Origin of the sequence: Providencia vermicola (genome assembly GCF_010748935.1) — a bacterium.
In the GTDB taxonomy this organism is placed as follows: Bacteria; Pseudomonadota; Gammaproteobacteria; order Enterobacterales; family Enterobacteriaceae; genus Providencia; species Providencia zhejiangensis.
On sequence record NZ_CP048796.1, the window covers coordinates 1510486 to 1533462 of the forward strand.

The window sequence follows — 22977 nt, forward strand, 5'->3', positions numbered from 1 at the left end:
GGCGTGGATATTCACAATCATATAGTAAAGATAGTATGGATTTTCGCCGAAGAAACACGCAGTAGTTACATTTAATCAATCCACGTCACGTAAAACTTTTACGCCACGCCTCTTAACTGAAGTCTTTTGCTTTGTTTTGTACCACCTTCGGGCTATCATAAGGGAAATTAATAAATATTAGGTGTATTATGACGGACAAGATGGAACGGGAACGCTTTAATATAAAACACGTAAAGAAATACGTATCGAACGATAAAGTTAACGGTTACGTTTTAGTTATTTTTATTCTACTTGTTATCATTACATGGGGGATTGTATTTGGGCTTGGAGCCTCTATAGCCGCGTGGTTTAAGTGGGATTTCAATGCGAATTCAGATATTTTCTTTAAAATTGGTGTTTGTTTTTTCTTAGCTGCAAAAGTGTTTGATATTGTAAAAATCATTTTTAAAAAAGTTGAAAATTGTATGGCAGTCTTTTGGTTGGCATACGTACTTGAAGTTTCCACACCTTTAATGTTTGTTGTTGGATTTAAAACACCCAAAGACCATATATTTATATATCTTTCCATTGCTGTTAGTTTATTGGTAGCAATTATATACACTAATAAAATATGGAGTATTGAATCACCTAAAAAACAAGAAGAATCAAAGACAACAACTACTGAGGGATAGTATATTTAAATAATGAATATTGATAACCGTAATTAAAAAAATATTCTATTCATTTAAGACCTGCTTCGGCAGGTTTTTTGTTTGCTTCAATTTGCACTCCCGCTGAGCTAACATTACTGAAAATAACAGGTGGGATGGTGAGATGAGAAGAATTTTATTAGGACTTTTACTTTGCTCTGTTGGATTTGCTGCTAGTGCAGACTGGAAGTACACAGAAAAAGCTGATGAGATGCGTGGTACGACTCAGTATTTTGCAAGTTTAGCACCTGAGAAAGAGAATGACGGTGTGTCATTGGTAGTGAAAGTTGAAAGCCAAAACAATAAAGAAGCATATGATTTTCATTTTGAGCTTAGCGGTGGTGAATTTGATTGTGGCTTGGGTAAATTATGCTCAGGCTCCATAAAGTTTGGCAGTAGTGAAATTAAAGAATTAATTGTAGAGATTGATAAGAAACAACAATCATCAGCCTCAGTAATTGGGGCTTTCAATTTTGCAACTGAGTTGTCACACGCCAATGTCTTTTATATAGAACTCCCTGTGTTAGGCAAAGGCATGGTGCAATTTAAGTATGAACCCAATAAGCTAAAATGGTCGATGTAAAATAGCTATCAATAATCACACATAACCACCTTTGGGTGGTTTTTTTGTGCCCGAGGAAAGTTATGACACAAGAAATAGCAAGTATTTCATTTAAAGTAAGCACGAGTGAACTAGAAAAAGGGTCTAAAGCACTTAATGACTTACAGCAAGCCGCCAGCAGGACAGATCAATCCGTAGATGAGCTAAATAGCACATTTAAACAGTCTGAGCCATCACATAAGGCGGTTGCGCGTTCTATTTCTGAGTTAACGGAAAGGCAAAGAGAAACGGTTGTTTCTGTCGATAGGATGAACGCCAAATTTAGGGATAATACCTTATCCCTAAAAGAACAAATTCAATCAGTTAAAAAAGCAGGTGACGCGAGCAATCAGTTTGCAAGCATACTGAAAAAGGTTAACCAGTATTACGAAGACTATAAAATTGATGGCTCTAACTTTATTGCTTTAGAGTCTCAAATTAAAAGTGCGATTCGAGCAACTGAAGCTGGAAACACCAAGGTTGCTGATTCATTCCATCGGCAAATAGAAAGCATTCAAAAAGTAACGGGATCAACAGCTAAGTTAACTGCAATTAGGGAGAACCTGAGTAAGGTTTATCAAAAAGGGAATATTGATACCGAGCGTTATCAAGTCTTGCTTGAAGAAATTACCAATCGTACTAATGGACTTAGCGCCGCTGAAAAAGAACTCTCAACCCTTAAAGATTCATTTTTACACAAAATGCACGAGCAGGTGTTTTTGTATGGCGCCACAAAAACAGAAATGCTGGCATACAAAGCAGCTCAAATGGGGATCGCCAGAGAAGCAGCACCTATCATTGCTCAAATGAAGAAGCAGGAAGAGCGCACGGCAAGGCTTGCAGCAGAACAAAAGCAAGCAGCTCAATCAGCAAGAGAGCTCGCCAGAGAACAACAAGCCGCAGCAGCAGCCGAAGCGAGGGAGGCTCAAGCTAAAGAAAACTTTATTCAGGCGTTAAAAAATGAAGCCGAAGCAATAGGGAAGACAAAATCTGAATTATTGCAAATGAAAGCGGCTCAATTAGGTGTTGGTCAACAGGTCGAGCCCTATATTGCCAAGCTAAAACAGCAAGAACAGGCCTATCGCAATGGCGCTATCACGATAGGGCAGTACCGTAATGCGATGCGTCAATTACCCATGCAGATGACGGATATTGTTACCTCGTTAGCTTCGGGTATGCCTGTTTGGTTAGTCATGGTTCAGCAAGGCGGGCAGATTAAAGACTCTTTCGGGGGAATTGGTAATTCATTCAGAGCGGTTTTGTCTTTAATTACCCCGATGAGAATAGCAATGCTCGGGCTGGTGGGCGTGACAGGGGCTTTAGCTATTGCTGCCTATAAAGGTTCTCAAGAGTTTACAGAATATAACAAACAGCTGATCCTGACAGGAAATTATGCAGGAAAAACAGCTTCACAGCTTGACTCATTAGCTAAGCAATTATCTGGTAACGGTATTACTCAATATCGAATGGCTGATGTTTTAGCAAAAGTCGTCGGTTCAGGTGCATTTTCGGGAAATCAGGTTGGGATTGTTGCTGATATTTCGGCAAAAATGGAAAAAGCAGTCGGGCAGGATATTGATAAAACGATTGAACACTTCAAACGACTTAAAGATGATCCTGTTAAGGCGGTGACTGAGCTAAATAATTCGCTTCACTTTTTAACGGCTAAGCAGTACGAGCAAATTGCGGCAGCTGAAGCGCAAGGACGAACAGAAAAAGCCGCTGAACTATCAACCAAAGCCTATGCTGAGGCAATGAATCAACGTTCTATGTCTATCGTGGATAACCTTGGTACTTTAGAGCGCGCATGGAATTGGATTGAAAACGCAGCTACTAAAGGCTGGGATGCTATGTTAGGCGTGGGGCGAAACCCTGGTCTTGCTTTAGAGCGACAAACAGCGTTTACAGAATGGCAAGAAGCGAAAAAAGAACTAGATATTAAATCAAAAACCCTTGGTTATAGTGCCGGATACACAGGCGATAATCCAACTAAAAAAAGAGATGCTGAACGTTTAGCTAGCGCTGAGCGAGAAGTAGAACTCAAACAACAAGCCTACGAGCTGATTGATAAGGCAGTGGCTGCTGACGCTATAAAACAAGAGCGTGAACGCTTAGCTAGACAAGACGAAGAAAAGGCCATTAAAAACCAAGAGACCTTTAATGCTGGTGTCAAGCAGGGGCAGACAGCGGCAGCGCGTAGAAACGAGGAATACAAAAAGCTTAATCAATTAATTGAAGAAAATAAGCGCCACGCCAAAGAAGGCATTGCGACTCTATTTACATCAGAGCAAATTGAAGCCTACAAGCGGGGTATTGAGGCGCAATTCAAGGATAAAACACCGCCAAAAGGCAAAGAATATCGCCCTGATTATGGCACTCGCCACGATGAAGATCTTCAAAAACAGTTATTAGCACTGGAAGCTCAAACTAAAGTTGCTCGTGATTTCTCACAAACAGGTGATCGCATTATTAGCAATGAGCGTAAGCAGCTTATGCTAACTGAAGCTCAGTTCACCATTCTAGATAGAATCGTTAATACGGGAGAGCGACAGTTAACCACGGATGAAAAATCCCTGCTAATGCGCCGTGAGTCAATTCTCGCAGGACAAAGAGCGCTTGCAGTTAAAGGCGATGAGCTCGAAAAACAGAATCGAGAAAACAAGCTATTAGAGGAAAGGGCTAAGCGTGTTGCTGAAATTGAAGACCGGATCCGAGCGTTACGCGGCAGTGCCGGACTCACAGACAGGCAGTATCAGCGTAATATTGCGTTAGAAAAGGCGGACTCACCTGAGCAGCAAGCCAAACTGAGGGAGTTTTACCAAGAGGAAGATGATCTTCGGGCTAACTGGCGTGATGGGGTAAAAAAAGGATTCGCAGAGTTTGAAGAAGATGCAACGAATACTTATGGCAAAGTCGCTCAAGCATCACAGTATGCCTTTGTTGGCATGACTAACTCAGTGACAGCATGGGTTATGACTGGAAAGGCTAATTTTGGTGAGTATGGTCGCTCATTTGCAACTATGGTCGCCGACATGCTGATAAAAGCGGCAGCACTAAAGGCGATGACTGCTGCTTTTGGTGGTACTAGCTTTGGTAACTTCTTAGGTATTAAGCTGGGCTTCGCACGTGGTGGCTTTACAGGTTCAGGTGATAAGTATGAACCTGCTGGTGTCGTCCATAAGGGGGAGTTTGTTTTCACCAAAGAAGCCACAAGTCGTTTAGGTATCAACTCGTTAATGTCATTAATGAAGAGTGCTGAAAATGGCTATGCGTCGGGTGGATATGTTGGTAATAACCATCCTATGGCTAATGTACCGGTTCAGCGAATGTATGGGATGCAAGGCGCTGGCGGAACCAACATCAACATTAATATGGGTGATATAAAGCTAGATAATGGCGGGCAAATTCAGCAATCGCAGTCAAATCAAATGAACACAAACGCAGTAAAGCGTGAATTCCAACAGATGATAGAGAATGGTGTTAATACACTATTACGCAATCCTGCATCTGCTTTATCAAGAACAATCAAAGGTAATTAAGAGAGGTAGTTATGAGCAATCAATATTTAGAAGCAGTGATCAGTGAGTTATCAGCACGAGTAACGCAGCAAAGTGCTCAAATCGAGGAATTACAAAAACAGCTCACTGACATGCAAGCGGCAATGAGCTGTGATATGGATCAAATCTGTCTTACTTCTAAAAATATGAATGAAGCGTTACAGCAACAACTAAAATCAGTTGGGATGCTTTGATTTTGGTAAATATAAGTCTAAGTACTTCAGTTGTTTTTCATGCATGATTTCATCTGTACGGGATAATTCTTGCTTATTTTTTAATAATGACTGGGATTTATGTATTAACTCCTCAATCAACTCCTTGTCTTCATTGGTAAAATATCTCATGAGTAGGATGCGTAGGATCGCACCCTGAACCTCAGACTTTGCGATTAAATCTAAGAGCATATCTTCAAAATTAGAAGTTTTAGTGTCACCCGCGCTGTTTGATTCTGACATATAAATCCTCACACCGAAGTTAATCAGCCATCGCTCCGGTAAAATCCACAGGGCTGACCTTTAACCATAAACCAAATTAATCTATTGAAAATCCTGACATTAGATCAGTTCGATAACTGATATTCATTAATCACGCCTCTTAATTGAGGTTTTTTATATTAGGAGGCAAACCATGATTGAAGAATTTAAATGGCGAATGCAAACGCAAGAAACGCCAACGGGTGAGTTCATTCACCGAATAAAAGAAGTCACGTTTGGCGATGGTTATAAACAAGTTGCTGGAGATGGCATCAACACAGAATCTCAGTCATGGCCTTTCACTTACACAGGAATGAAAGAGGAGGTAATGCCCATATTCAAGTTTATCCGCCATCACACAACAAAGTCATTTATATGGACGCCACCTTTTTGCGAAAAAGGGTTATATCGAGTGAAAGCTGATTCTATCACCATGACACCGATTGGCGGCTTGGCAGTCACTATAACAGCAACATTTGAACAGGCATTTAGCGTATGAATATTACATCTGACGCCCAAAAGCTTGAGGCGGGCAATAAAATACAACTCATTGAAGTTGATGCTAGCGAGTTTGACGGTCCTATTCTCCGATTTCACGCATATAACCTGCCGCACACACCAGAGGAGATTGATGAAGGCGATATCAAACCTAAGCCTATCTGGTGGCAAGGCAATGAGTACGGTGCGTGGGCTTATGAAATTGAAGGGATGGATAAAAACAGCGATGGCAGCCCTGCAAGACCGATATTAAGAGTCGCAAATATTGATGGATTGATATCATCTCTTTGCTTGCAATTCGATGACATGGCAGAAACAAAAGTCACTATATACGAAACCTTTGCACACTATCTTGACGCTAAAAATTTTATTAATGGTAACTCAACAGCGAACCCTGACGAATGCTTTACTCAAGTGTATTACATTGACCGGAAAACAAATGAAGTCGCTGGAGAAGCTGTTGAATTTGAGCTTTCCAGTCCATACGACCTTCAAGGAATAATGATACCCGGTCGCCAGATACACAACCTCTGTTTTTGGTGTATGAAAGGCGATTATCGTAGTGGTCGAGGGTGCAATTATACAGGGAATAAATATTTCAATGAGCGTGGTGAGCCTGTCGATGATCCGTCACTCGATAATTGTGGCGGCTTAGTCAGTGATTGTAAGAAGCGCTTTGGTGAGAATGAACCCTTGGATTTTGGTGGGTTCCCAGCGGCGGGGTTAATACGATGATCACCAAGAAATTAACAGAGGCGATATTTCAGCATGTGAAAGCCGAATACCCGAAAGAAGCATGTGGCGTGATTTGTCAAAAGAGTCGAGTCAGAAAATATTTCCCCTGCCATAACCTTTCTGATAATCCCAATGAGCATTTTGAACTTTCCCCTGAAGACTATGCAATTGCCGAAGATTGGGGAGAGCCTATTGCGATTGTCCATAGTCACTGTGGGGATGGTGTGACAACTCAGCCTAGCGAAATTGATAAATTACAGTGTGATGCCACGAGGTTACCGTGGGTTATCGCATCATGGCCAGAAGGGGATATTCGCATCATAGAGCCAAGAAGTTGTCGTGAGTTAGAAGGGCGTCCATTTGTGCTTGGTCATGCAGATTGCTGGTCCTTAATTATGGACTATTACAGGCAAAAACACGGTATTGAATTGCATAATTACAGCGTTGATAGGCAATGGTGGGAAGAAGGCGAAAATCTGTATATGGATAACTACGAAAAAGCGGGTTTTGTTGACGTCACTGGCGAGCCGAAAGAGGGCGATATGGTGATTATGCAAGTACAAGCCGATGTTCCTAATCACGCTGGTGTGATTATGAATGGCATGTTACTTCACCATCTTTATGGTCAACTCAGCAGGTTAGTACCCTACAGCGATTACTGGCGCGATCGGACGATAAAAATTGTTCGGAGGAAAGAATTTGTATGAGCATAAAAACAATACGTTTATACGGTGTTCTTGGCGCAAAGTTTGGGCGTGAACACAAATTAGATATAGATTCACCTCGTGAAGCAATTAAGGCTCTGTCTGTTCTCTATGATGGCTTTGAGCAGTTTCTTGCTAATGCACACCTCAAAGGGCTTGAATTCGCGGTATTCAAAGGTAAGCGCAATATTGTTGAGGATGAGTTGCATCTTGATACCTGTGAAGAAATTCGTATAGCTCCAGTAATTAAAGGTAGCAAGCGTGGAGGATTTTTTCAAACTATTCTCGGAGTAGCAATGATCGGGGCTGCGGCATTTTTGTCTGGCGGTCTATCTGTGGCTTTTACTGCGGCTGGAACATGGGGAGGGGCTTTAGCTCTTGGTGGTGCAGCTATGGCTCTTGGTGGTGTGGTGCAAATGTTATCTCCTCAGCCAAAAGGGCTATCAATGCGGCAAGATTCAGATAACAAGCCATCCTATGCCTTTGGTGGAGCTGTGAACACGACAGCTCAAGGTAATCCTGTTCCATTGTTTTATGGATTGGATAGGCGAGAAATCGGTGGAGCTATTGTCTCAGCAGGGATATACACAGAAGATCAGCAATAAATCACTTCAGCTTTTTTCTATTGCGGCTTAACAGCCGCTTTTTTTATGGGTGAAATATGAGAATTCAAGGCGCTAAAGGGGGTAGTTCCAAACCTCGGACACCTGTTGAGCAAAAAGATAGCCTACTATCCGAATCAACCGCAAAAATTCTATTAGCTATCTCTGAAGGTGAGATTGCTGGTGGAATTGATGATACACGTATTTTTCTTGATGACACGCCAATAGGGAATACGGATGGTTCTAAAAATTTTGAAGGGGTGACGTGGGAGTTTCGTGCAGGCACTGAACACCAAGAATATATTCAGGGCATCCCTTCGGTTGATAATGAAATTGCTGTGGGGATAGAGCTTAAAGATGATCAACCGTATGTAAGAAACATCAACAACACTCAGTTGTCGGCAGTTCGCGTTCGCTTTTCTGTTCCTCAATTGTTGCAACAGCACGATAACGGTGACACGACAGGGTATCGTATTGATTACATTATAGAACTATCGACAGACGGCGCAGGCTATAAAGAAATCATCAAATCTGCATTCGATGGCAAAACAACTAGTGAGTATCAACGTTCTCATCGAATTGATTTACCAAAAGCGAATACTGGTTGGCAACTTCGCGTTCGTCGACTGACTAAAAACCAAAATAATGCAAGGATGGCAGACAAAATTTCAATTGCAGCAATTACTGAAGTTATTGATGCGAAATTACGCTATCCAAACACAGCACTATTATTTGTTACTTTTAACGCCCGCCAATTTAATAATCGTATCCCTAAAATCAGCGTACGGCCCAGAGGGGGAATACTGGTCAGGGTGCCAACAAATTATGATCCAGTTGCTCGCACATATACAGGGGTGTGGGACGGAACGTTTAAACTTTCTGCGACGAACAATCCAGCATGGATTTATTATGATGCCTCAATCCATAATAGATATGGCTGCGGAGATAGGATCAAGATACCCAATATTAGTAAATGGGATCTGTATAAAATTGCACAATATTGTGATGAATTAGTTCCTGATGGGCGTGGTGGCGATGGTAAAGAACCTCGCTTTCTGTGTGACGTTTATTTTCAATCACAAGAAGCTGCATACACTGTACTTCGTGATATTGCTGCTATTTTTCGTGGAATGGCATATTGGGCTGACAACAAAGTTAATGTCATAGCTGACATGCCTGACCCTGTTTTTAGAGTATTCACAAACGCAAATATTGTTGGTGGCAAACCTTCTTACTCTGGCGGCAGCATCCAGAATCGCTATACACAAGCATTAGTTTCATTCACAAACACTGAAAACCATAGCAGTGACGACATTGAAGCCGTTGTTGACTTAAAGCTTCAGCGTAGATATGGAGTGCGTAAAACAGATCTGTCAGCGATTGGTTGCACTCGCAGAAGTGAGGCAAATCGTCGTGGTCGATGGGTTTTACTTGTTAATTCAAATGACCGCGTAGTTACTTTTGCCACAGGTTTAGAGGGTGCGATACCATCTCCTAGTCATATTATTGGTTTAGCTGATTCAGATTTTGCTGGGCGTCAAATCGGGGGGAGAATTTCAGCGGTCGAAGGTCGTAAAATCACGCTTGATAGAGTAGCGTCAATTAAAGTTGGAGACCGTTTAATTGTTAATTTGCCTGATGGCAGATCAGAAGGGCGAACCGTTACGGCCGTGAATCAAAAAGTCGTTACTGTTTCGGTTGAGTATTCACAAATTCCGCAAAAAGAAGCAGTATGGGTGGTTGATTCTGATGATTTAGCTATCCAGTTATACCGTGTCATTAATATCAGTGATAACGGAGATAATACTTATACTATCAGCGGAGCCATTCACAATCCTGATAATTATGATCACATTGATTCAGGGGCACGTATTGACGAAAGACCCATTACCGTTATACCACCCAAAGTACAGCCAGCGCCTAAAAATGTGCGTATTTCTTCATACACACAAGTAGACCAAGGCATTGCATTTACAACTTTACGGGTTGATTGGGAAGCGGCTGAAAGTGCGATTGCGTATGAGGCGGAATGGCGTCGTGACAACGGTAACTGGATAAATGCCCCGCGTACATCAACGCTGGGTTTTGAAGTTAATGGCATTTATGCAGGCCGTTATCAAGTTCGCGTACGGGCGATTAATGCGTCTGAAATTTCCAGCGTGTGGGCTAATGCGGAAGAAACTCAACTCAACGGAAAAGAAGGTAATCCACCAAAACCCTTAAATTTACGCGCTACTTCTGAGGTTTGGGGAATTACTCTCAATTGGGGCTTTGATGCGAACACGAGCGACACGCTAAAAACAGAACTGCAATATTCATCTGAAAACACAGTTGAATCTATGCAACTGCTGGCTGATGTACCTTATCCGCTAAAATCGTATCGCATGTCTGGCCTTAAAGCAGGTGCGCGCTTCTATTTCCGTGCTCGTTTAGTTGATAAAAGCGGGAATCAGTCAGAGTGGACGAGCGTTGTTTTAGGTGAGTCATCAACGGATGTTGAGGGTATTCTGGACGCGGTTGGCGACACCTTCCTCTCCACCGAAGCAGGCAAGCAGATGCAGGAGCAGATTGACTTTAGCAAAGAAGCGATTGCAGAGCTTGAGTTGGACACGATTGATGTGAAGCAGAAAGTTGTCAGCATTGACAGAGATGTTGAAGCGGTCAGCGAAGCAGTAATGATGAACACTCAGTTCACTACAGAATTACATTTTAGCTTGAAAGAAGAAGTTGCTGATCGCAAGGCTGAGATATTCCGCATTGAACAAGTGCAAGTTACTGATAGGGAGGCCGCCGCGCGCTGGCAAGAGAAAATCAGCGCTGAAGTAAGCTATAACGCTGCTGAAATTCTCAATATCAAAGATACTCAAACGAGTTATGAGAAAGCGACAGCTCAACAAATTAGTCAAGTTAAAGCGGAATTAGGAGAGACAAATAAAGAAGTTGGTGACATCAAGAGTCGTGTTACTACAGTCGAAACAGCGACAGTTGACTTGAAACAAGCACAAGCGAAGTTTGAGCAGTCAACGACAGCAGAATTCGGAGAAATGCGTGGTTACATTACTAACATTGAAACGTCACTGACTAACATCGAGTTTGCAGTATCAGAAGCGATTATGCAGACAACTGCACAAGTTAATGAAACTAACTCAGAGTTACTGAAGACGAAAGCAGAAGTCACTCGACTTGCAACAGCGACAGCAACAAATGAAAAAGCTACTGCACAATTAGTTGAAAGTGTAAAAGCGCAACATGAGCAGTCAGAAGCTGAATTTATTGATGTGCGTAAGTCCATCGCTGAGAAAGACAAAGCACAGTCAGAGCGCACAGAACAAGTGCGCGCAGAACTCGGGAAAGACATCAACGCGAACAAAGATGAAATTGATAAAAACAAAGGGGAACTATCGAAAGTTAGTGCTGCTGTGACAAACAATACACAGTCAATCGCAACACTAGAAGAAACGACAACTCAGATTAAGCAAACTCAACAAAGTCAGTACGATGATACTCAAGCCAGTATTGGTAAATTAACTGAAACAACCGCAAGCAACACAAAAGCGATAACGGAAGTCAAAGAGCAGAGTCAGTCTCGCTTTGAAAGCAATGAAGCGACGATTGCAAACATGCAGCAAACAATTGTTAATGCTGAAAGCTCACTGTCTGAAATGGGTATGCAGTTGACTGCGGAGGTTGGAAATCAAGCAATTGAGCAACTGAGAATTAAAGCGTCAATTACTCGTTTAGATACAGTAACAGCTGACAAGTTTCAGGCATTCGCACAGTCATTCGAGAAAATTGAAACTCAATTCAATGATGTAAACTCAAGTATTACGACTCTCAAGAAAACTGTATCCGACAATGAGAAGTCACAAGCGGAAGTTAACGAGCTGATTAAATCAGAAATTGGTGAGAATAAAGCAGCAATTGAGAAGCGGGCAGAAACCTCTGTAGATCAACAAGGAAACTCTCGCGCTTACTTCAGCATTAAAGCGGGTGTATTGCATAACGGGCAATACTACGATGTTAAAATGATGATGAGTGCGCAGGTTAAAAACGGACAAGTTGTTACACAAATCGCTTTTGCCGCGGATGAGTTTATTATTTTTAATAATGCCAATGGTCAATTTGTTACTCCATTTGCCGTGGTTAACGGACAAGTATTTATTGGTTCTGGTTTTATTCAAGATGGTTCGATTACTAACGCTAAAATTGGCAATGTCATCCAATCCAATGACTTTAAAAAAGGAGAGAAAGGCTGGCAAATACCTAAAAATGGTAACCCCGAGTTTAATGACGGGACATTTAGAGGAAAGGTCTACGCAACTGATGGTGACTTCAGAGGAACTGTCCACGCTGAAAAATTCATTGGTGATGTTGCAACAGGAGTCTTATACAAAGGGGTGTCAAAGTATTTTTACAAACAATCCTATATGTCCATAGAAACATCAATCATCTATGTGGGTGGGATGCCCTATGACGTTGATTTGATTTTGCCAACAATGCATTTCGCATCAGAGCATAAGTCACCAGCAATTCATTATCCAATCAAGATTGAAGTATTCGCAAATGGAGTGAGTCAAAGTGTAATCACAACAACTGTTGACAGTCCAGATACAACATGGGCTGCTGTTGCATCTTGTTATATTAAAATACCCAAAATGCAAAAAGATACGGAAATCAAAATACGATTAACAGGCCAAGGCAGCGGCGGTGATAACTCTGATTGTACATTAAGAATCCACCCTGCACTTATACTCGCATGCAAGAGCAACGCACCATCATTCAAGTAACTCAATCAGTTCAAAACAGGCCGCTTAATTGCGGTTTTTTTACGTCCAAATTTCAAGGAAATATTATGTACAACATCGGCACAGTCACAGCGACAGCAAATAGCACAAAATTAGTGGGAACAGGCACGAAGTGGAAAGAGAACATCAATCTTGTGCTTCCAATGCAATCGTTACAAATCCAGATTGGTAACACTGTTCACAACAACAGCATTCACTCAATACAATCGAACACAGAACTAACGCTCAACTTTCCGCTTCCAGCGTCGCAAACTGGCGCTAAATACGTTATTTTCACAACAACAATGGATTCAATTTCAGCAGCAGCAAACGCGATTGTTGCAATGAACGTATCTAACGTACAGTTCAGTGATATACAAAATCGCATCATGACTGAAAGTGGCGTGATTGATATTAAACTCCCTGATGGAACAGTTCGAAAAACACGCACAGAAGCAGAGCGGGATAAACTGCTAGACGGGAAGTTTGATAAAGCCGGAGGGACTATCACAAAAGATGGAGCTGCAATAACCCTGAAAAACACTAGTGATTACAAAAATCATTATATGCAATTTCAAAATGCAGATGGGAAACGCAGGGCATACATTGGATTCGGTTCTGATTCACACAAAGGCTTTTCTATTACAAATGATGATCTAGGCTCAACATTAGTTCTTAAAGATGGTGGTGCAACGTTAAATGGCGTTGATATCATGAGGGTTGGTGATTTCGGGGTGGGAGAGCCTATAGTATTAACAGCCAGTGATAATCTTGGTAAAACAACAAAGATGGGCATTTACATGCAGCCGTATACAGGGCAAGCTACCATCGCAAATGAATACCCAATCGAACGGGCTGGAACGTTGATAGTCACACCTACAGGGGGAGGGAATGTATTACAAGAATATCGAGCACATAACAGCCCTGCGCTCATCTATTACCGCAGTATAAGCAACCAAGGTACATCAGTAAGTGTGCCTTGGATTTTACAATACAACACTGGTAACACAACAAAAGACTCAAATGGCAACTTAAAAGCCGCATCTCCGATTGTTAAAGTTTTTGCTGATCACATTGAGCTTAACGAAGAGTCAGAAGGCGTTGAACTCGAAAAGCTCGGCACTGGTCGCTATAAGCTGAAAGGCGTACTCGGTATGAATTCCGATGCTAGCTGGGGTGGTATTCACGGCGGCATGGTCATCCCAAATGGCATTAACAATCTACCACTGGTTTGGGGTAGCTTTGATGTATTGCCCGATGGTGACATTATCATTGAAACACGCTATCGCAAGCATGAGTTAAATGAGCGTCAAGAAGCTGAGCGTTTAATGACTTACCCTGAGTTTCTGAAAGATGAACTCGTCGAAGTTGATACGGAAGAAGGCAAGAAAGAAAAGCTACTTAAAGTTGAGCGCGAAGACTATGAGTATTGCGATATTCCAAATGGACACTGGATCGACGTTCGCGTAAACATGCCGAGTAACTCTATCTACAATCTCAAGCAAGCTGAAGCAGAGCGATTAGCAAAAGAAGAAGCAGAGAAGCAAGCGGAAGAAGATGCTAAACGTGCAGCAGAGGAAGCTGAGCAGGTCAGCGATATCTAACCCTCACTGTTGTACTCATACCATTGCGGAAATCTCTTACTCAATTCTCTGTAATAAACTAAACGCTCACGAAAGTACTCGCGCAAGTGTTCGGGTTGTTGATTTTCGACTTCGATATCAATAACAGGCTTGCCGAGTCTTTCACGATAAGCGACACCGGAAGCGGCCTAAATCGACATTTACTTTGTCTTTATCTTCTTTCGATAGTTCTGAGAGATTGTGCATGTTTTTTCTCTTCTGATTTGCAAATGTACGTATAGATTAAATCTATCACTGGTTTTTTTCTTGGCTCTTCAATCAGATTCAGATTGAGGTCAAACATAAATTTATTTATAGAAATATTCTTATTGCATATCTCAGTTCGATAAAAAACATTTATTCGTGATTGCTCTACATATGATGGAGCTCTGTTTTCGCGTATGCAGTTAAGTGCAAGTAAGAGAAGTTTGGTTGTATTCATTCGGCCTCCATTAGTGAAGGCTCATAATATTGGATGGATGGGGGTAAATATATCAATACTAGTCGTAAATATATTGATTTGATGAATTGGTTAACTGTGCCGAAATTGTGACACAAAAATGAGAGGAATCGATAAAAATAGGCAAAAATAAGCAAATCGCAAAAATGCGGGCTGGCTTGTAGTGCGGCTTTGCTAGCTAAAAATCATTAATTAATATTTGCACATCCTGTGATTCATAATCTAAAGTTTTTAAAGCATATGAACCTTGTTGATGATAAAGAATATCACCTGGGTGTAACATTTCTATTGTTGTCGGACTTTCCCATATTAAGGTTCCTTTTTCAATAATAAGTAATCCTTTTGTGGGACGTTCTATAATAGAATATGAGCTATTTTTATTAATAGCGGTTCTTTTTATACGACAATCAGTCACATTGTTATCATTTTGCATGACGCATCCTGTATGTTAATTCTATGTAGTCAAATGTTATTTTTTTAATTTAATATTAAATACCTTTGTTGTTTTAATCAGTGAAATATAAATTCACCTTCCTTTGATTGATTGAAATTATATAAACCTCATTTTTTTGTGTCACAGTTTAATTCTAAATATTAATAAATGTGTCTAAAGGTTGTTTTTACGAGTTATTTTGAGATTTATGACGTAAATAACGAATATTAACACAGCTTGCCTTTTTTATTACCTATTGATTTTGTTTATGCTGGTTTATTATTTTGGTTATTAGGTTTTGGCAGGATGAAAACTATTTTAAGGGATTTGCTCAATTTCATTGTTTATTGATCTAGTTAGGGTTACTTACCGTTTTCAGTGTGTGAAGAAGAAATTTAGTTATATATTTTACTGTCATTTACCTCGGTAAACATATAACTGATTAACAAAATTAATGATAGGAATTGTTAACTACGTCACTAATCAAATATAATTATCGTAACGATTAATTATATATATTAAAGTCGTAAGACAATTCCTATTATTGAGACAATAATCTCATTTAACCCCAGTATTTTTGCGAATGAGCATTTTGAGTGAACATATAAACATGCATTTTAATTATTAGTTACCAAAGGGTATTAATTTTTAGAAAAACGTCACGATGGGATTTAAGATAAATACATTTCGTCATATAAGATGCAGGAAAACGCGATGTAAAGTGAGGGGGGACTGGTAAAAGTTCACAGAGGTACAGTGATAAATTAATATCGACGGTTTTAACTGTAGATAAAAGAGTTTTTACTATTAATTAACAATCTTTCTATGCATCAGAAATAGGCTATATCAATAGAATTTTCATGATGGAATATTTTTAATCAAGACATAGTTAATTATTTGTATCTGACGACCTTCTTGATTTTTTTGCAGGAAGTTCGGGGACTGGTTTTCTATCATCTAATAAATGGCGTATTGCTAATATAGGATGATGAAAGAGCATTTTGGGCCCTGACCACCGCATAATCAGTTTCATTTGTTCACGCATTTTAGGCTGATAGCAATGTATTGGGCACTGTTTACAGGCGGGTTTTTGTTCTCCATAACGGCATTTTTCAAGGCGATTAATTGCATAATCATATAATTTTTGATATTGCTCTGGTGAGTCTGCGGAGGCGGGATGCGCCTTTTCATATATTTGGATCATTTTTTCAATAGTTTTAATTTCTCTTTGAATACGTTTACCGACCATTGAATCACCTCAATTTATGCAATAAATTGCATTTAATATACAACTTATTGCATTTAATAGAAAGTAAAGATAAACGCAAGTCACGTAAATGGCATAAGTTGATACTTATGCCATAATAAAATTAAAATTTATTGAGTAGGTCTATCAGTGAGTTTAGATGACTTACAAAATTAAACACAACAATGTGGCGTGATAAGCCAAACGTCTCCTGCTATGACCTAGCCGATTGCGATTTAGACCTTATTGACGGATTGCATTATTTTTTGCATTTCGTCTTTTAAATGTAATTTTTCTTTTTTGAGTTTCACAACATGCTCGTTATAACCAGCACCGGACGGGCCTTCTAATTTGCTGATTTCTTTATCAAGCTGATGATGTTTTTCATAAAGGTTTTGAAAGCGGGGGTGTGTAGATATTAACTTTGAAACTAAATCTTGATCTGTAGATAACATACTACCTCCTCAGAATGTATTAAGCCTCACACTCAGTATAAGCATCGTCTATTATTTATGCATTATAACAAATAGGAATTTACATAGTTTTTATCAAATTTATGATCATTCCACTAAAATTAGCTATGATTAACTTTATTGAGATAGTTATATTTTCGTATTTTTAAAATTAAGAATCATCCAGAGTAGGAAAGTTAGACTTTTTAACTTATTCTAGATGCATGATATGTATTTTCAGTTAGCTTTGTTATTTTTAATAGGATTTTATAATGAAAAAAGCGATTTTATCTGTAATGGCAGCAGCATTAGTGTCTTCTTGTGCAATGGCAACAGGGGAGTTGGAAAAGATCGCACCTTATCCTAAAGCGGAAAAGGGCATGACTCGTCATGTGATACAACTGCCTACAAAACCTAATGAAGATAACTTGCAAGTCGAATTAGTTATCGGTAAGACGATTAAGGCTGACTGTAATCGCCAATGGTTTATGGGCGATTTAGAAGAAAAAACCTTAGAAGGCTGGGGATATAACTATTACAAATTAGAAGATGTAAAAGGGCCAGCTGGAACGATGATGGCGTGTTCAGAGCCAGCGAAAGAGCGTTTTGTAACAACACAACTTGGTGATGATGCTTTTGTTCGTTATAACAGTAAACTACCTATTGTGGTTTATGCACCAAAAGAGATGGATGTGAAATACCGTATTTGGTCAACTGACGATCAGTTACTTGATTCGAGCAAAAAATAATTTGTCGTCATTTTGTCTTATCAGTGCCACATGATGATATGTGGCACTTTTTCTTAGCGTTTATCTAATGACCAGTACCGATGTCTTGGCATGGCGAACAAGCGTAGATGCGGTCGAACCAAGTAAATAGGTTGAGGCACTTGGTCGATGGGAACCTATTACAATTAAGTTAGCTTCGATATCATCGGCATAACTGAGAATTTCATCTTTGGCTGAACCAATGCCAATTTTACATACCATTTTGTCATCAGGGATATTGATGTCCTTGATCACTTCTTCTAACGCTCTGAGTGCGAGAATAGAACGCTCCGCTGAGTTTTTATGACTTTCAGGCAGAATAGTCACTTCAATACCAAAAAATAGTTCAGCGCTTGGGATCACTGATAAGAAGTGGATTTCAGGGGAACCTAATTTTGATAGCTCTTCAATATGTTTGATGATTTGTGGATTAAGCGAATCTTCTAGTAGGTCGATAGGGACTAAAATTTTATTATACATAACCACCTCATTCGTATGTTAATTGGCGCTATTATAGCAGCTAGCCGTTAATATAGTATAAGTGAGTTGTCTTTTGTTAATTACATTGGATTTAAATAGAAAAACGTCTTTTTTAGCTATTCAAATTAATATTATTTTATAGAAAGTGATGATTATTAATTAACAGAATAAGCGATAATTAAATAACAAGACTTTTCTTGTTTCTTGTGTCAATATGAGTGATGCTATTAGGTAACATATTGATTTAAAAGTTCATTTAAATGATAATTGTTTTGTTTTTCATTAAGAATATAGATTATGAATAAGCGTACGCAATCAGATACAACAGACAATGAGTTAACACTCCAACAACAAAAATTTCATGCTGCTAAAAAGAGCACATTGATTAGTGTGATCGTTAATATGCTGCTTTCGTTGTGGCAAATTATTATTGGTTTCATTTCTCATTCACAAGGTTTAATTGCAGATGGTATTCATACATTATCTGATTTGATTGCGGATTTTGTTGTTTTAATTGCCAACAAAAAAAGCCATAAGCAGCCTGATGACGATCATCCCTACGGACATTTTCGTTACGAAAATGGAGCATCTTTGATTTTAGGTGTGATTTTATTAATTGTTGGTGTTGGCATGATTTGGTCGGCAACACAAAAAATGCTTAATCCAGAGTTGATTCAAGAGGTGCATACAATTGCATTAGTGGCTGCATTGGTATCATTAATCGCCAAAGAAAGCCTCTTTCGCTATATGTTACGAGTGGCGAATCAAGTTAACTCGAGTATGTTGGTTGCGAATGCTTGGCATGCACGCTCTGACGCCGCCTCATCGTTAGTTGTGGCTATCGGGATCATAGGTAGTTTATGTGGCTTTAAAATTTTTGACCCTATCGCTGCATTGATCGTCGGGACTTTTGTTTTTCGTATGGGTTATAAATTTACATATCAGTCAATGCAAGATTTGATGGATAAAGGTGCCGATGAAGAAACATTACAAGAGATCCGTACCGTTCTTGATGGTATTGATGAAATCAAAGGCTTCCACGATTTAAAAACGCGTAAGTCGGGGGATTTTTATTTAGTCGATGTGCATTTGGAAGTCGATGGGAATTTATCGATCATTGCAGGTCATGAAATTGCGGTAAACGTCCGTGATAAGCTAATGGAAAATCCACAAATTCTTAATGTAATGACTCACTTAGATCCCTATGACAAAGAGTGCATTCATTAATTCATTACCCATAATCCACGTATAGCCAGAAAATAAGACTTTCTGGCTTCTTATTACAACCAGCATTTAGTTATTTGTATTTGCACACTAATCTTTTTTCTTGCCGACATACCAAGTCTTACTATTCCCTGTTACGCCTCATGCAACTTATTTTTGCCGATTGACCGCTTATTCAGCGTTATTGCCTCTATTTGTGTAAACGTTTACACTATCGCGAGTCAGATCACAGATTAGTGGGTTAGCCCGTTGTTATACTCTGTGCAATGAATTTTTATATCCTTAAATGAATCAAGGGGTAAGCTATGCAGCCTACAAAAGTGCTTGTCACTGGGGGGATGGGATACATCGGTAGTCATACCTGCGTCCAAATGATCCTCGCAGGGTTCACACCGGTGATTATTGATAACCTGTGCAATGCAAAAACAGAAGTATTAAACCGGATAGAAAAACTAACAGCAGTACGACCTACTTTTTATCAAGGGGATGTCCGTGATGAAGCGTTGTTAGAGGCTATTTTTCGTGAACATAAAATCAGTGCGGTTATCCATTTTGCAGGTTTGAAAGCCGTTGGTGAATCTGTCGCTAAGCCACTTGAATATTATGACGTGAATGTGAATGGAACGTTAGTACTTGCCCGTTGTATGCAGCGTGCAGGCGTACACAGTATTATTTTCAGCTCCTCAGCAACGGTATACGGTGAACCCGATACTGTGCCTATTACTGAAGCATTTCCAACGGGCAATACGCAAAGCCCTTATGGCACGAGTAAATATATGGTTGAACGTTGCTTGTCAGATTTGTTTACGGCTCAACCTAATTGGTCTGTCACATTATTACGTTATTTCAATCCTGTGGGGGCTCATCCTTCAGGTTCTATGGGGGAGGATCCTCAAGGTATCCCTAATAATTTAACCCCTTATATTGCGCAAGTTGCGGTGGGACGACGTGACAAACTGTCTATTTATGGAAACGATTACCCTACCATTGATGGAACAGGGGTCCGTGATTATATCCATGTTATGGATTTAGCGGATGGGCATGTTGCTGCTCTGAAAGTGGTCAGCCAGAAGGCGGGATTACATATTTATAATCTTGGAACGGGAAAAGGAAGCAGTGTGTTGGAAGTGCTGCATGCATTTGAGAAAGCAGTAGGAAGGAAAATCCCTTATACCATCGTTCCTAGAAGGGCGGGCGATATTGCTGAGTACTGGTCAACATCTGAAAAAGCGCAACGTGAACTCGGATGGAAAGCGTGTCGTACGATTGATGATATGGCTATAGATTCATGGCGTTGGCAATCCAATAACCCTAATGGTTATGAATCATAATAGAGGATAGGAGAATAATTACGATGAATAAGCTTCCATTTAATCCGTCAGATTGCCCCCACAGACGTTATAACCCATTAACGGGGCAGTGGGTGTTAGTTTCCCCACATCGAGCTAAGCGTCCTTGGCACGGGCAAGATGAAAAGCCAGAAATAAAACAATTACCTGAATATGAAGCGAGTTGTTTTTTATGTCCAACTAACCAACGGATCTCTGGGGATATCAACCCAGACTACCAAGGTACGTATGTTTTTCAGAATGACTACTCCGCCTTATTGCCCGAAGCATGCCAGCAGCCGGAAGAGCAATCTGCGTTATTTAAAACACAGTCAGTTAGCGGTTTGAGCCGCGTCATTTGTTTTTCGCCTGACCATAGTAAAACTTTACCGGAGTTATCCACGCAACAAATCGGTCGAGTGATTGACACTTGGATACAACAAGTTGACGAGCTGAGTCAACGCTTTGTGTGGGTGCAAATTTTTGAAAATAAAGGTGAGATAATGGGGTGTTCTCAGCCTCACCCACATGGACAAATCTGGGCAAGTGATTTTTTACCCAATGAAATTGCTCGTAAAGATGCCCAGTTACAGCGTTATTATCAGCAGCAAGGCAGTAATTTATTATTGGATTATGCGCAAGCCGAATTGCAAGAGGGGTCAAGAACGGTTGTTGAAACAGCGCATTGGCTTGCTGTTGTTCCTTACTGGGCGGCTTGGCCATTTGAAACAATGCTAATGCCGAAAACGCATATTAGGCGTATGAACGAGATGAGTCTTGAAGTACGAGAAGACCTCAGTATTGCATTGAAAAAGCTCACATGTCGCTATGATAATTTATTCCAATGTGCATTTCCCTATTCAATGGGATGGCATTTTGCGCCTTTCTTGAGTGATGATCAAAACAGGGATCATTGGCAGTTGCATGCGTTGTTTTATCCACCTCTTTTACGTTCGGCGACAGTCAAAAAATTTATGGTTGGGTATGAAATGCTAGCAGAAACTCAGCGTGACTTAACGCCAGAACAAGCAGCTGAAAGGTTACGTGCTGTCAGTGAAGTTCACTATAAACAGCAGTGAATATTCGAAAAGACACAGTGACGTATCAAAATAGTTTAATTATTATCAAGAGGTTGCTATGAGTAGCATTGAAATTCTTCGCCAAAAAGTCACCGACGCCTTCCACCAAAAATTTGATTCTCAACCAGAGGTGTACGTACAAGCACCGGGTCGAGTGAACATAATTGGTGAACATACAGATTATAATGATGGTTTTGTATTGCCTTGTGCGATTGATTATCAAACGATAACGGCCGCTAAAAAACGTCATGACCGCATCATTCGAGTGGTTGCCGCTGATTATGCGAATGATATCGATGAATTTAGTCTCGATGAAGAGATTCAATTCTTACCTGAAAAAATGTGGGCAAACTATATTCGTGGCGTGGTTAAGTTTTTACTTCTCAGAGGTTACCAGTTTTCAGGCTGTGACATTGCGGTGAGTGGTAATGTGCCGCAAGGTGCAGGGCTTAGTTCTTCTGCTTCACTGGAAGTGGTGATAGGACAAACATTGAAGGTGCTATATCAGCTCAAGATCAGCCAACAAGATATTGCATTGAATGGGCAGCAAGCAGAAAATAAATTTGTAGGTTGCAATTGTGGGATCATGGATCAACTCATTTCTGCTTGTGGTGATGAGGGGCATGCTCTACTCATTGATTGCCGCAGCTTAGCATTGGCGCCTATTCCGATACCTGATGACCTTGTGGTCATGATTATCAATTCAAATAAACAGCGCGGTTTGGTTGATAGTGAGTATAATACCCGCCGCCAGCAGTGTGAAAACGCCGCTAAACAATTTGGTGTTAAAGCATTACGTGATGTCACCATGGCGCAATTTAATCAAAAACAAGGGGAGCTGGAGCCTCTGGTGGCCAAACGAGCCAAACATGTTATTAGTGAAAATGATAGAACACTTGCAGCCGCAAAAGCCTTAACAGAAAATAATCTGCCTCTACTCAGTACATTAATGGAACAGTCACACATTTCTATGCGTGATGATTTTGAAATCACCGTCAAAGAGATTGATACGTTAGTTGATATTGTGAAAGCCGTTCTTGGTGAACAGGGGGGTGTCCGAATGACTGGAGGGGGATTTGGCGGATGTGTTGTGGCACTGATGAAACAACAATTGGTTGAATCTGTTATTCAGGCTGTTGAAACACACTATCACGCCATGACAGGGCTACAAGCGGATATCTATGTTTGCCAGCCAAGCGATGGCGCTGGGCTGATAACGAATGCATTATCGTTGGGAGAATAA

Annotated in this window: 20 protein-coding genes and 1 pseudogene; 15 read left to right on the forward strand and 6 right to left on the reverse strand. The window is 40.3% G+C overall.

Annotation, left to right across the window (positions count from 1 at the left end; translation table 11 throughout):
- Positions 1–188: 188 nt before the first annotated feature.
- The 4 genes from G3341_RS06630 to G3341_RS06645 all read left to right on the forward strand — a co-directional run bounded on the left by G3341_RS06630 (position 189) and on the right by G3341_RS06645 (position 5041).
- Entirely contained in the window at positions 189–671 is a 483-nt protein-coding gene (locus tag G3341_RS06630; RefSeq protein WP_163860970.1) for a hypothetical protein, read from the forward strand.
- A 142-nt stretch (positions 672–813) separates the two neighbouring features.
- Positions 814–1272, forward strand: a complete 459-nt coding sequence (locus tag G3341_RS06635; protein WP_163860971.1) for a hypothetical protein — start codon at positions 814–816, stop codon at positions 1270–1272.
- Positions 1273–1334: 62 nt separating this feature from the next.
- Positions 1335–4829 (forward strand): phage tail tape measure protein, encoded by a 3495-nt coding sequence (locus G3341_RS06640; RefSeq protein ID WP_163860972.1) that lies wholly within the window; start codon positions 1335–1337, stop codon positions 4827–4829.
- Between the two features lie 11 nt (positions 4830–4840).
- On the forward strand, positions 4841–5041 hold the full coding sequence (locus G3341_RS06645; RefSeq protein ID WP_163860437.1) for a hypothetical protein: 201 nt from the start codon (positions 4841–4843) through the stop codon (positions 5039–5041).
- Here the strand turns inward: G3341_RS06645 and G3341_RS06650 are convergent.
- Positions 5024–5302, reverse strand: coding sequence for a hypothetical protein (locus tag G3341_RS06650; RefSeq protein ID WP_163860973.1), 279 nt, complete (start codon positions 5300–5302; stop codon positions 5024–5026). The two genes, G3341_RS06645 and G3341_RS06650, sit on opposite strands and share 18 nt — an antisense overlap.
- Positions 5303–5474: 172 nt before the next feature.
- Between G3341_RS06650 and G3341_RS06655 the strand changes: the two genes are divergently transcribed.
- The 6 genes from G3341_RS06655 (at position 5475) to G3341_RS06680 (ending at position 14247) form a co-directional block, all read left to right on the forward strand.
- Positions 5475–5819: a phage tail protein gene (locus tag G3341_RS06655; protein WP_163860974.1), complete on the forward strand. Its 345-nt coding sequence runs from the start codon at positions 5475–5477 to the stop codon at positions 5817–5819.
- Complete coding sequence (locus tag G3341_RS06660) at positions 5816–6553, forward strand: phage minor tail protein L (protein WP_163860975.1); 738 nt, start codon at positions 5816–5818, stop codon at positions 6551–6553. The genes G3341_RS06655 and G3341_RS06660 overlap by 4 nt, the downstream gene beginning before the upstream one ends.
- Entirely contained in the window at positions 6550–7260 is a 711-nt protein-coding gene (locus tag G3341_RS06665) for a C40 family peptidase (protein ID WP_163860976.1), read from the forward strand. Before G3341_RS06660 ends, G3341_RS06665 begins: the two co-directional genes overlap by 4 nt.
- The gene (locus G3341_RS06670) at positions 7257–7862 is read left to right on the forward strand and encodes a tail assembly protein (RefSeq protein ID WP_163860977.1); all 606 of its coding nucleotides are present in this window, start codon (positions 7257–7259) and stop codon (positions 7860–7862) included. Before G3341_RS06665 ends, G3341_RS06670 begins: the two co-directional genes overlap by 4 nt.
- Before the next feature lie 56 nt (positions 7863–7918).
- Complete coding sequence (gpJ, locus tag G3341_RS20950; protein ID WP_163860978.1) at positions 7919–12646, forward strand: TipJ family phage tail tip protein; 4728 nt, start codon at positions 7919–7921, stop codon at positions 12644–12646.
- Between the two features lie 65 nt (positions 12647–12711).
- Positions 12712–14247, forward strand: a complete 1536-nt coding sequence (locus G3341_RS06680; RefSeq protein ID WP_163860979.1) for a pyocin knob domain-containing protein — start codon at positions 12712–12714, stop codon at positions 14245–14247.
- On the opposite strand, the pseudogene G3341_RS06685 reads toward G3341_RS06680, so the two are convergent.
- From G3341_RS06685 to G3341_RS06700, 4 genes and pseudogenes are all read right to left on the reverse strand, one after another.
- Positions 14244–14472 (reverse strand): annotated as a pseudogene (locus G3341_RS06685) (DNA polymerase III subunit theta). The gene G3341_RS06680 and the pseudogene G3341_RS06685 sit on opposite strands and share 4 nt — an antisense overlap.
- Positions 14473–14903: 431 nt before the next feature.
- Positions 14904–15158 carry a hypothetical protein gene (locus G3341_RS06690; protein WP_244316487.1) on the reverse strand — a complete coding sequence of 85 codons (255 nt, stop codon included), beginning with the start codon at positions 15156–15158 and terminating at the stop codon, positions 14904–14906.
- A gap of 889 nt (positions 15159–16047) precedes the next feature.
- A complete protein-coding gene (locus tag G3341_RS06695; protein ID WP_163860980.1) occupies positions 16048–16407 on the reverse strand; it encodes a nitrous oxide-stimulated promoter family protein in 360 nt (119 codons plus the stop codon).
- Between the two features lie 233 nt (positions 16408–16640).
- Positions 16641–16859 carry a DUF465 domain-containing protein gene (locus G3341_RS06700; protein WP_154635748.1) on the reverse strand — a complete coding sequence of 73 codons (219 nt, stop codon included), beginning with the start codon at positions 16857–16859 and terminating at the stop codon, positions 16641–16643.
- Between the two features lie 269 nt (positions 16860–17128).
- Between G3341_RS06700 and eco the strand changes: the two genes are divergently transcribed.
- Positions 17129–17605, forward strand: a complete 477-nt coding sequence (eco, locus tag G3341_RS06705) for a serine protease inhibitor ecotin (RefSeq protein WP_154624155.1) — start codon at positions 17129–17131, stop codon at positions 17603–17605.
- A gap of 60 nt (positions 17606–17665) precedes the next feature.
- Here eco and G3341_RS06710 read toward each other — a convergent pair whose 3' ends face one another.
- Positions 17666–18103 (reverse strand): universal stress protein, encoded by a 438-nt coding sequence (locus tag G3341_RS06710; protein ID WP_154624154.1) that lies wholly within the window; start codon positions 18101–18103, stop codon positions 17666–17668.
- 297 nt (positions 18104–18400) lie between these two features.
- Between G3341_RS06710 and G3341_RS06715 the strand changes: the two genes are divergently transcribed.
- From G3341_RS06715 to galK, 4 genes are all read left to right on the forward strand, one after another.
- The gene (locus tag G3341_RS06715; protein WP_154624153.1) at positions 18401–19330 is read left to right on the forward strand and encodes a cation diffusion facilitator family transporter; all 930 of its coding nucleotides are present in this window, start codon (positions 18401–18403) and stop codon (positions 19328–19330) included.
- Positions 19331–19632: 302 nt separating this feature from the next.
- Positions 19633–20658, forward strand: coding sequence for a UDP-glucose 4-epimerase GalE (gene galE / locus G3341_RS06720; protein WP_163860981.1), 1026 nt, complete (start codon positions 19633–19635; stop codon positions 20656–20658).
- 23 nt (positions 20659–20681) lie between these two features.
- On the forward strand, positions 20682–21734 hold the full coding sequence (locus tag G3341_RS06725) for a UDP-glucose--hexose-1-phosphate uridylyltransferase (RefSeq protein WP_163860982.1): 1053 nt from the start codon (positions 20682–20684) through the stop codon (positions 21732–21734).
- A 67-nt stretch (positions 21735–21801) separates the two neighbouring features.
- The gene (gene galK, locus G3341_RS06730; RefSeq protein ID WP_432279736.1) at positions 21802–22977 is read left to right on the forward strand and encodes a galactokinase; all 1176 of its coding nucleotides are present in this window, start codon (positions 21802–21804) and stop codon (positions 22975–22977) included.

Bases quoted from the DNA above. Each gene is read 5' to 3' on its own strand.
- G3341_RS06630 (WP_163860970.1), top strand. From the start codon at position 189: ATGACGGACAAGATGGAACGGGAACGCTTTAATATAAAACACGTAAAG.
- G3341_RS06635 (WP_163860971.1), top strand. From the start codon at position 814: ATGAGAAGAATTTTATTAGGACTTTTACTTTGCTCTGTTGGATTTGCT.
- G3341_RS06640 (WP_163860972.1), top strand. From the start codon at position 1,335: ATGACACAAGAAATAGCAAGTATTTCATTTAAAGTAAGCACGAGTGAA.
- G3341_RS06645 (WP_163860437.1), top strand. From the start codon at position 4,841: ATGAGCAATCAATATTTAGAAGCAGTGATCAGTGAGTTATCAGCACGA.
- G3341_RS06650 (WP_163860973.1), bottom strand. From the start codon at position 5,302: ATGTCAGAATCAAACAGCGCGGGTGACACTAAAACTTCTAATTTTGAA.
- G3341_RS06655 (WP_163860974.1), top strand. From the start codon at position 5,475: ATGATTGAAGAATTTAAATGGCGAATGCAAACGCAAGAAACGCCAACG.
- G3341_RS06660 (WP_163860975.1), top strand. From the start codon at position 5,816: ATGAATATTACATCTGACGCCCAAAAGCTTGAGGCGGGCAATAAAATA.
- G3341_RS06665 (WP_163860976.1), top strand. From the start codon at position 6,550: ATGATCACCAAGAAATTAACAGAGGCGATATTTCAGCATGTGAAAGCC.
- G3341_RS06670 (WP_163860977.1), top strand. From the start codon at position 7,257: ATGAGCATAAAAACAATACGTTTATACGGTGTTCTTGGCGCAAAGTTT.
- gpJ (WP_163860978.1), top strand. From the start codon at position 7,919: ATGAGAATTCAAGGCGCTAAAGGGGGTAGTTCCAAACCTCGGACACCT.
- G3341_RS06680 (WP_163860979.1), top strand. From the start codon at position 12,712: ATGTACAACATCGGCACAGTCACAGCGACAGCAAATAGCACAAAATTA.
- G3341_RS06690 (WP_244316487.1), bottom strand. From the start codon at position 15,158: ATGCAAAATGATAACAATGTGACTGATTGTCGTATAAAAAGAACCGCT.
- G3341_RS06695 (WP_163860980.1), bottom strand. From the start codon at position 16,407: ATGGTCGGTAAACGTATTCAAAGAGAAATTAAAACTATTGAAAAAATG.
- G3341_RS06700 (WP_154635748.1), bottom strand. From the start codon at position 16,859: ATGTTATCTACAGATCAAGATTTAGTTTCAAAGTTAATATCTACACAC.
- eco (WP_154624155.1), top strand. From the start codon at position 17,129: ATGAAAAAAGCGATTTTATCTGTAATGGCAGCAGCATTAGTGTCTTCT.
- G3341_RS06710 (WP_154624154.1), bottom strand. From the start codon at position 18,103: ATGTATAATAAAATTTTAGTCCCTATCGACCTACTAGAAGATTCGCTT.
- G3341_RS06715 (WP_154624153.1), top strand. From the start codon at position 18,401: ATGAATAAGCGTACGCAATCAGATACAACAGACAATGAGTTAACACTC.
- galE (WP_163860981.1), top strand. From the start codon at position 19,633: ATGCAGCCTACAAAAGTGCTTGTCACTGGGGGGATGGGATACATCGGT.
- G3341_RS06725 (WP_163860982.1), top strand. From the start codon at position 20,682: ATGAATAAGCTTCCATTTAATCCGTCAGATTGCCCCCACAGACGTTAT.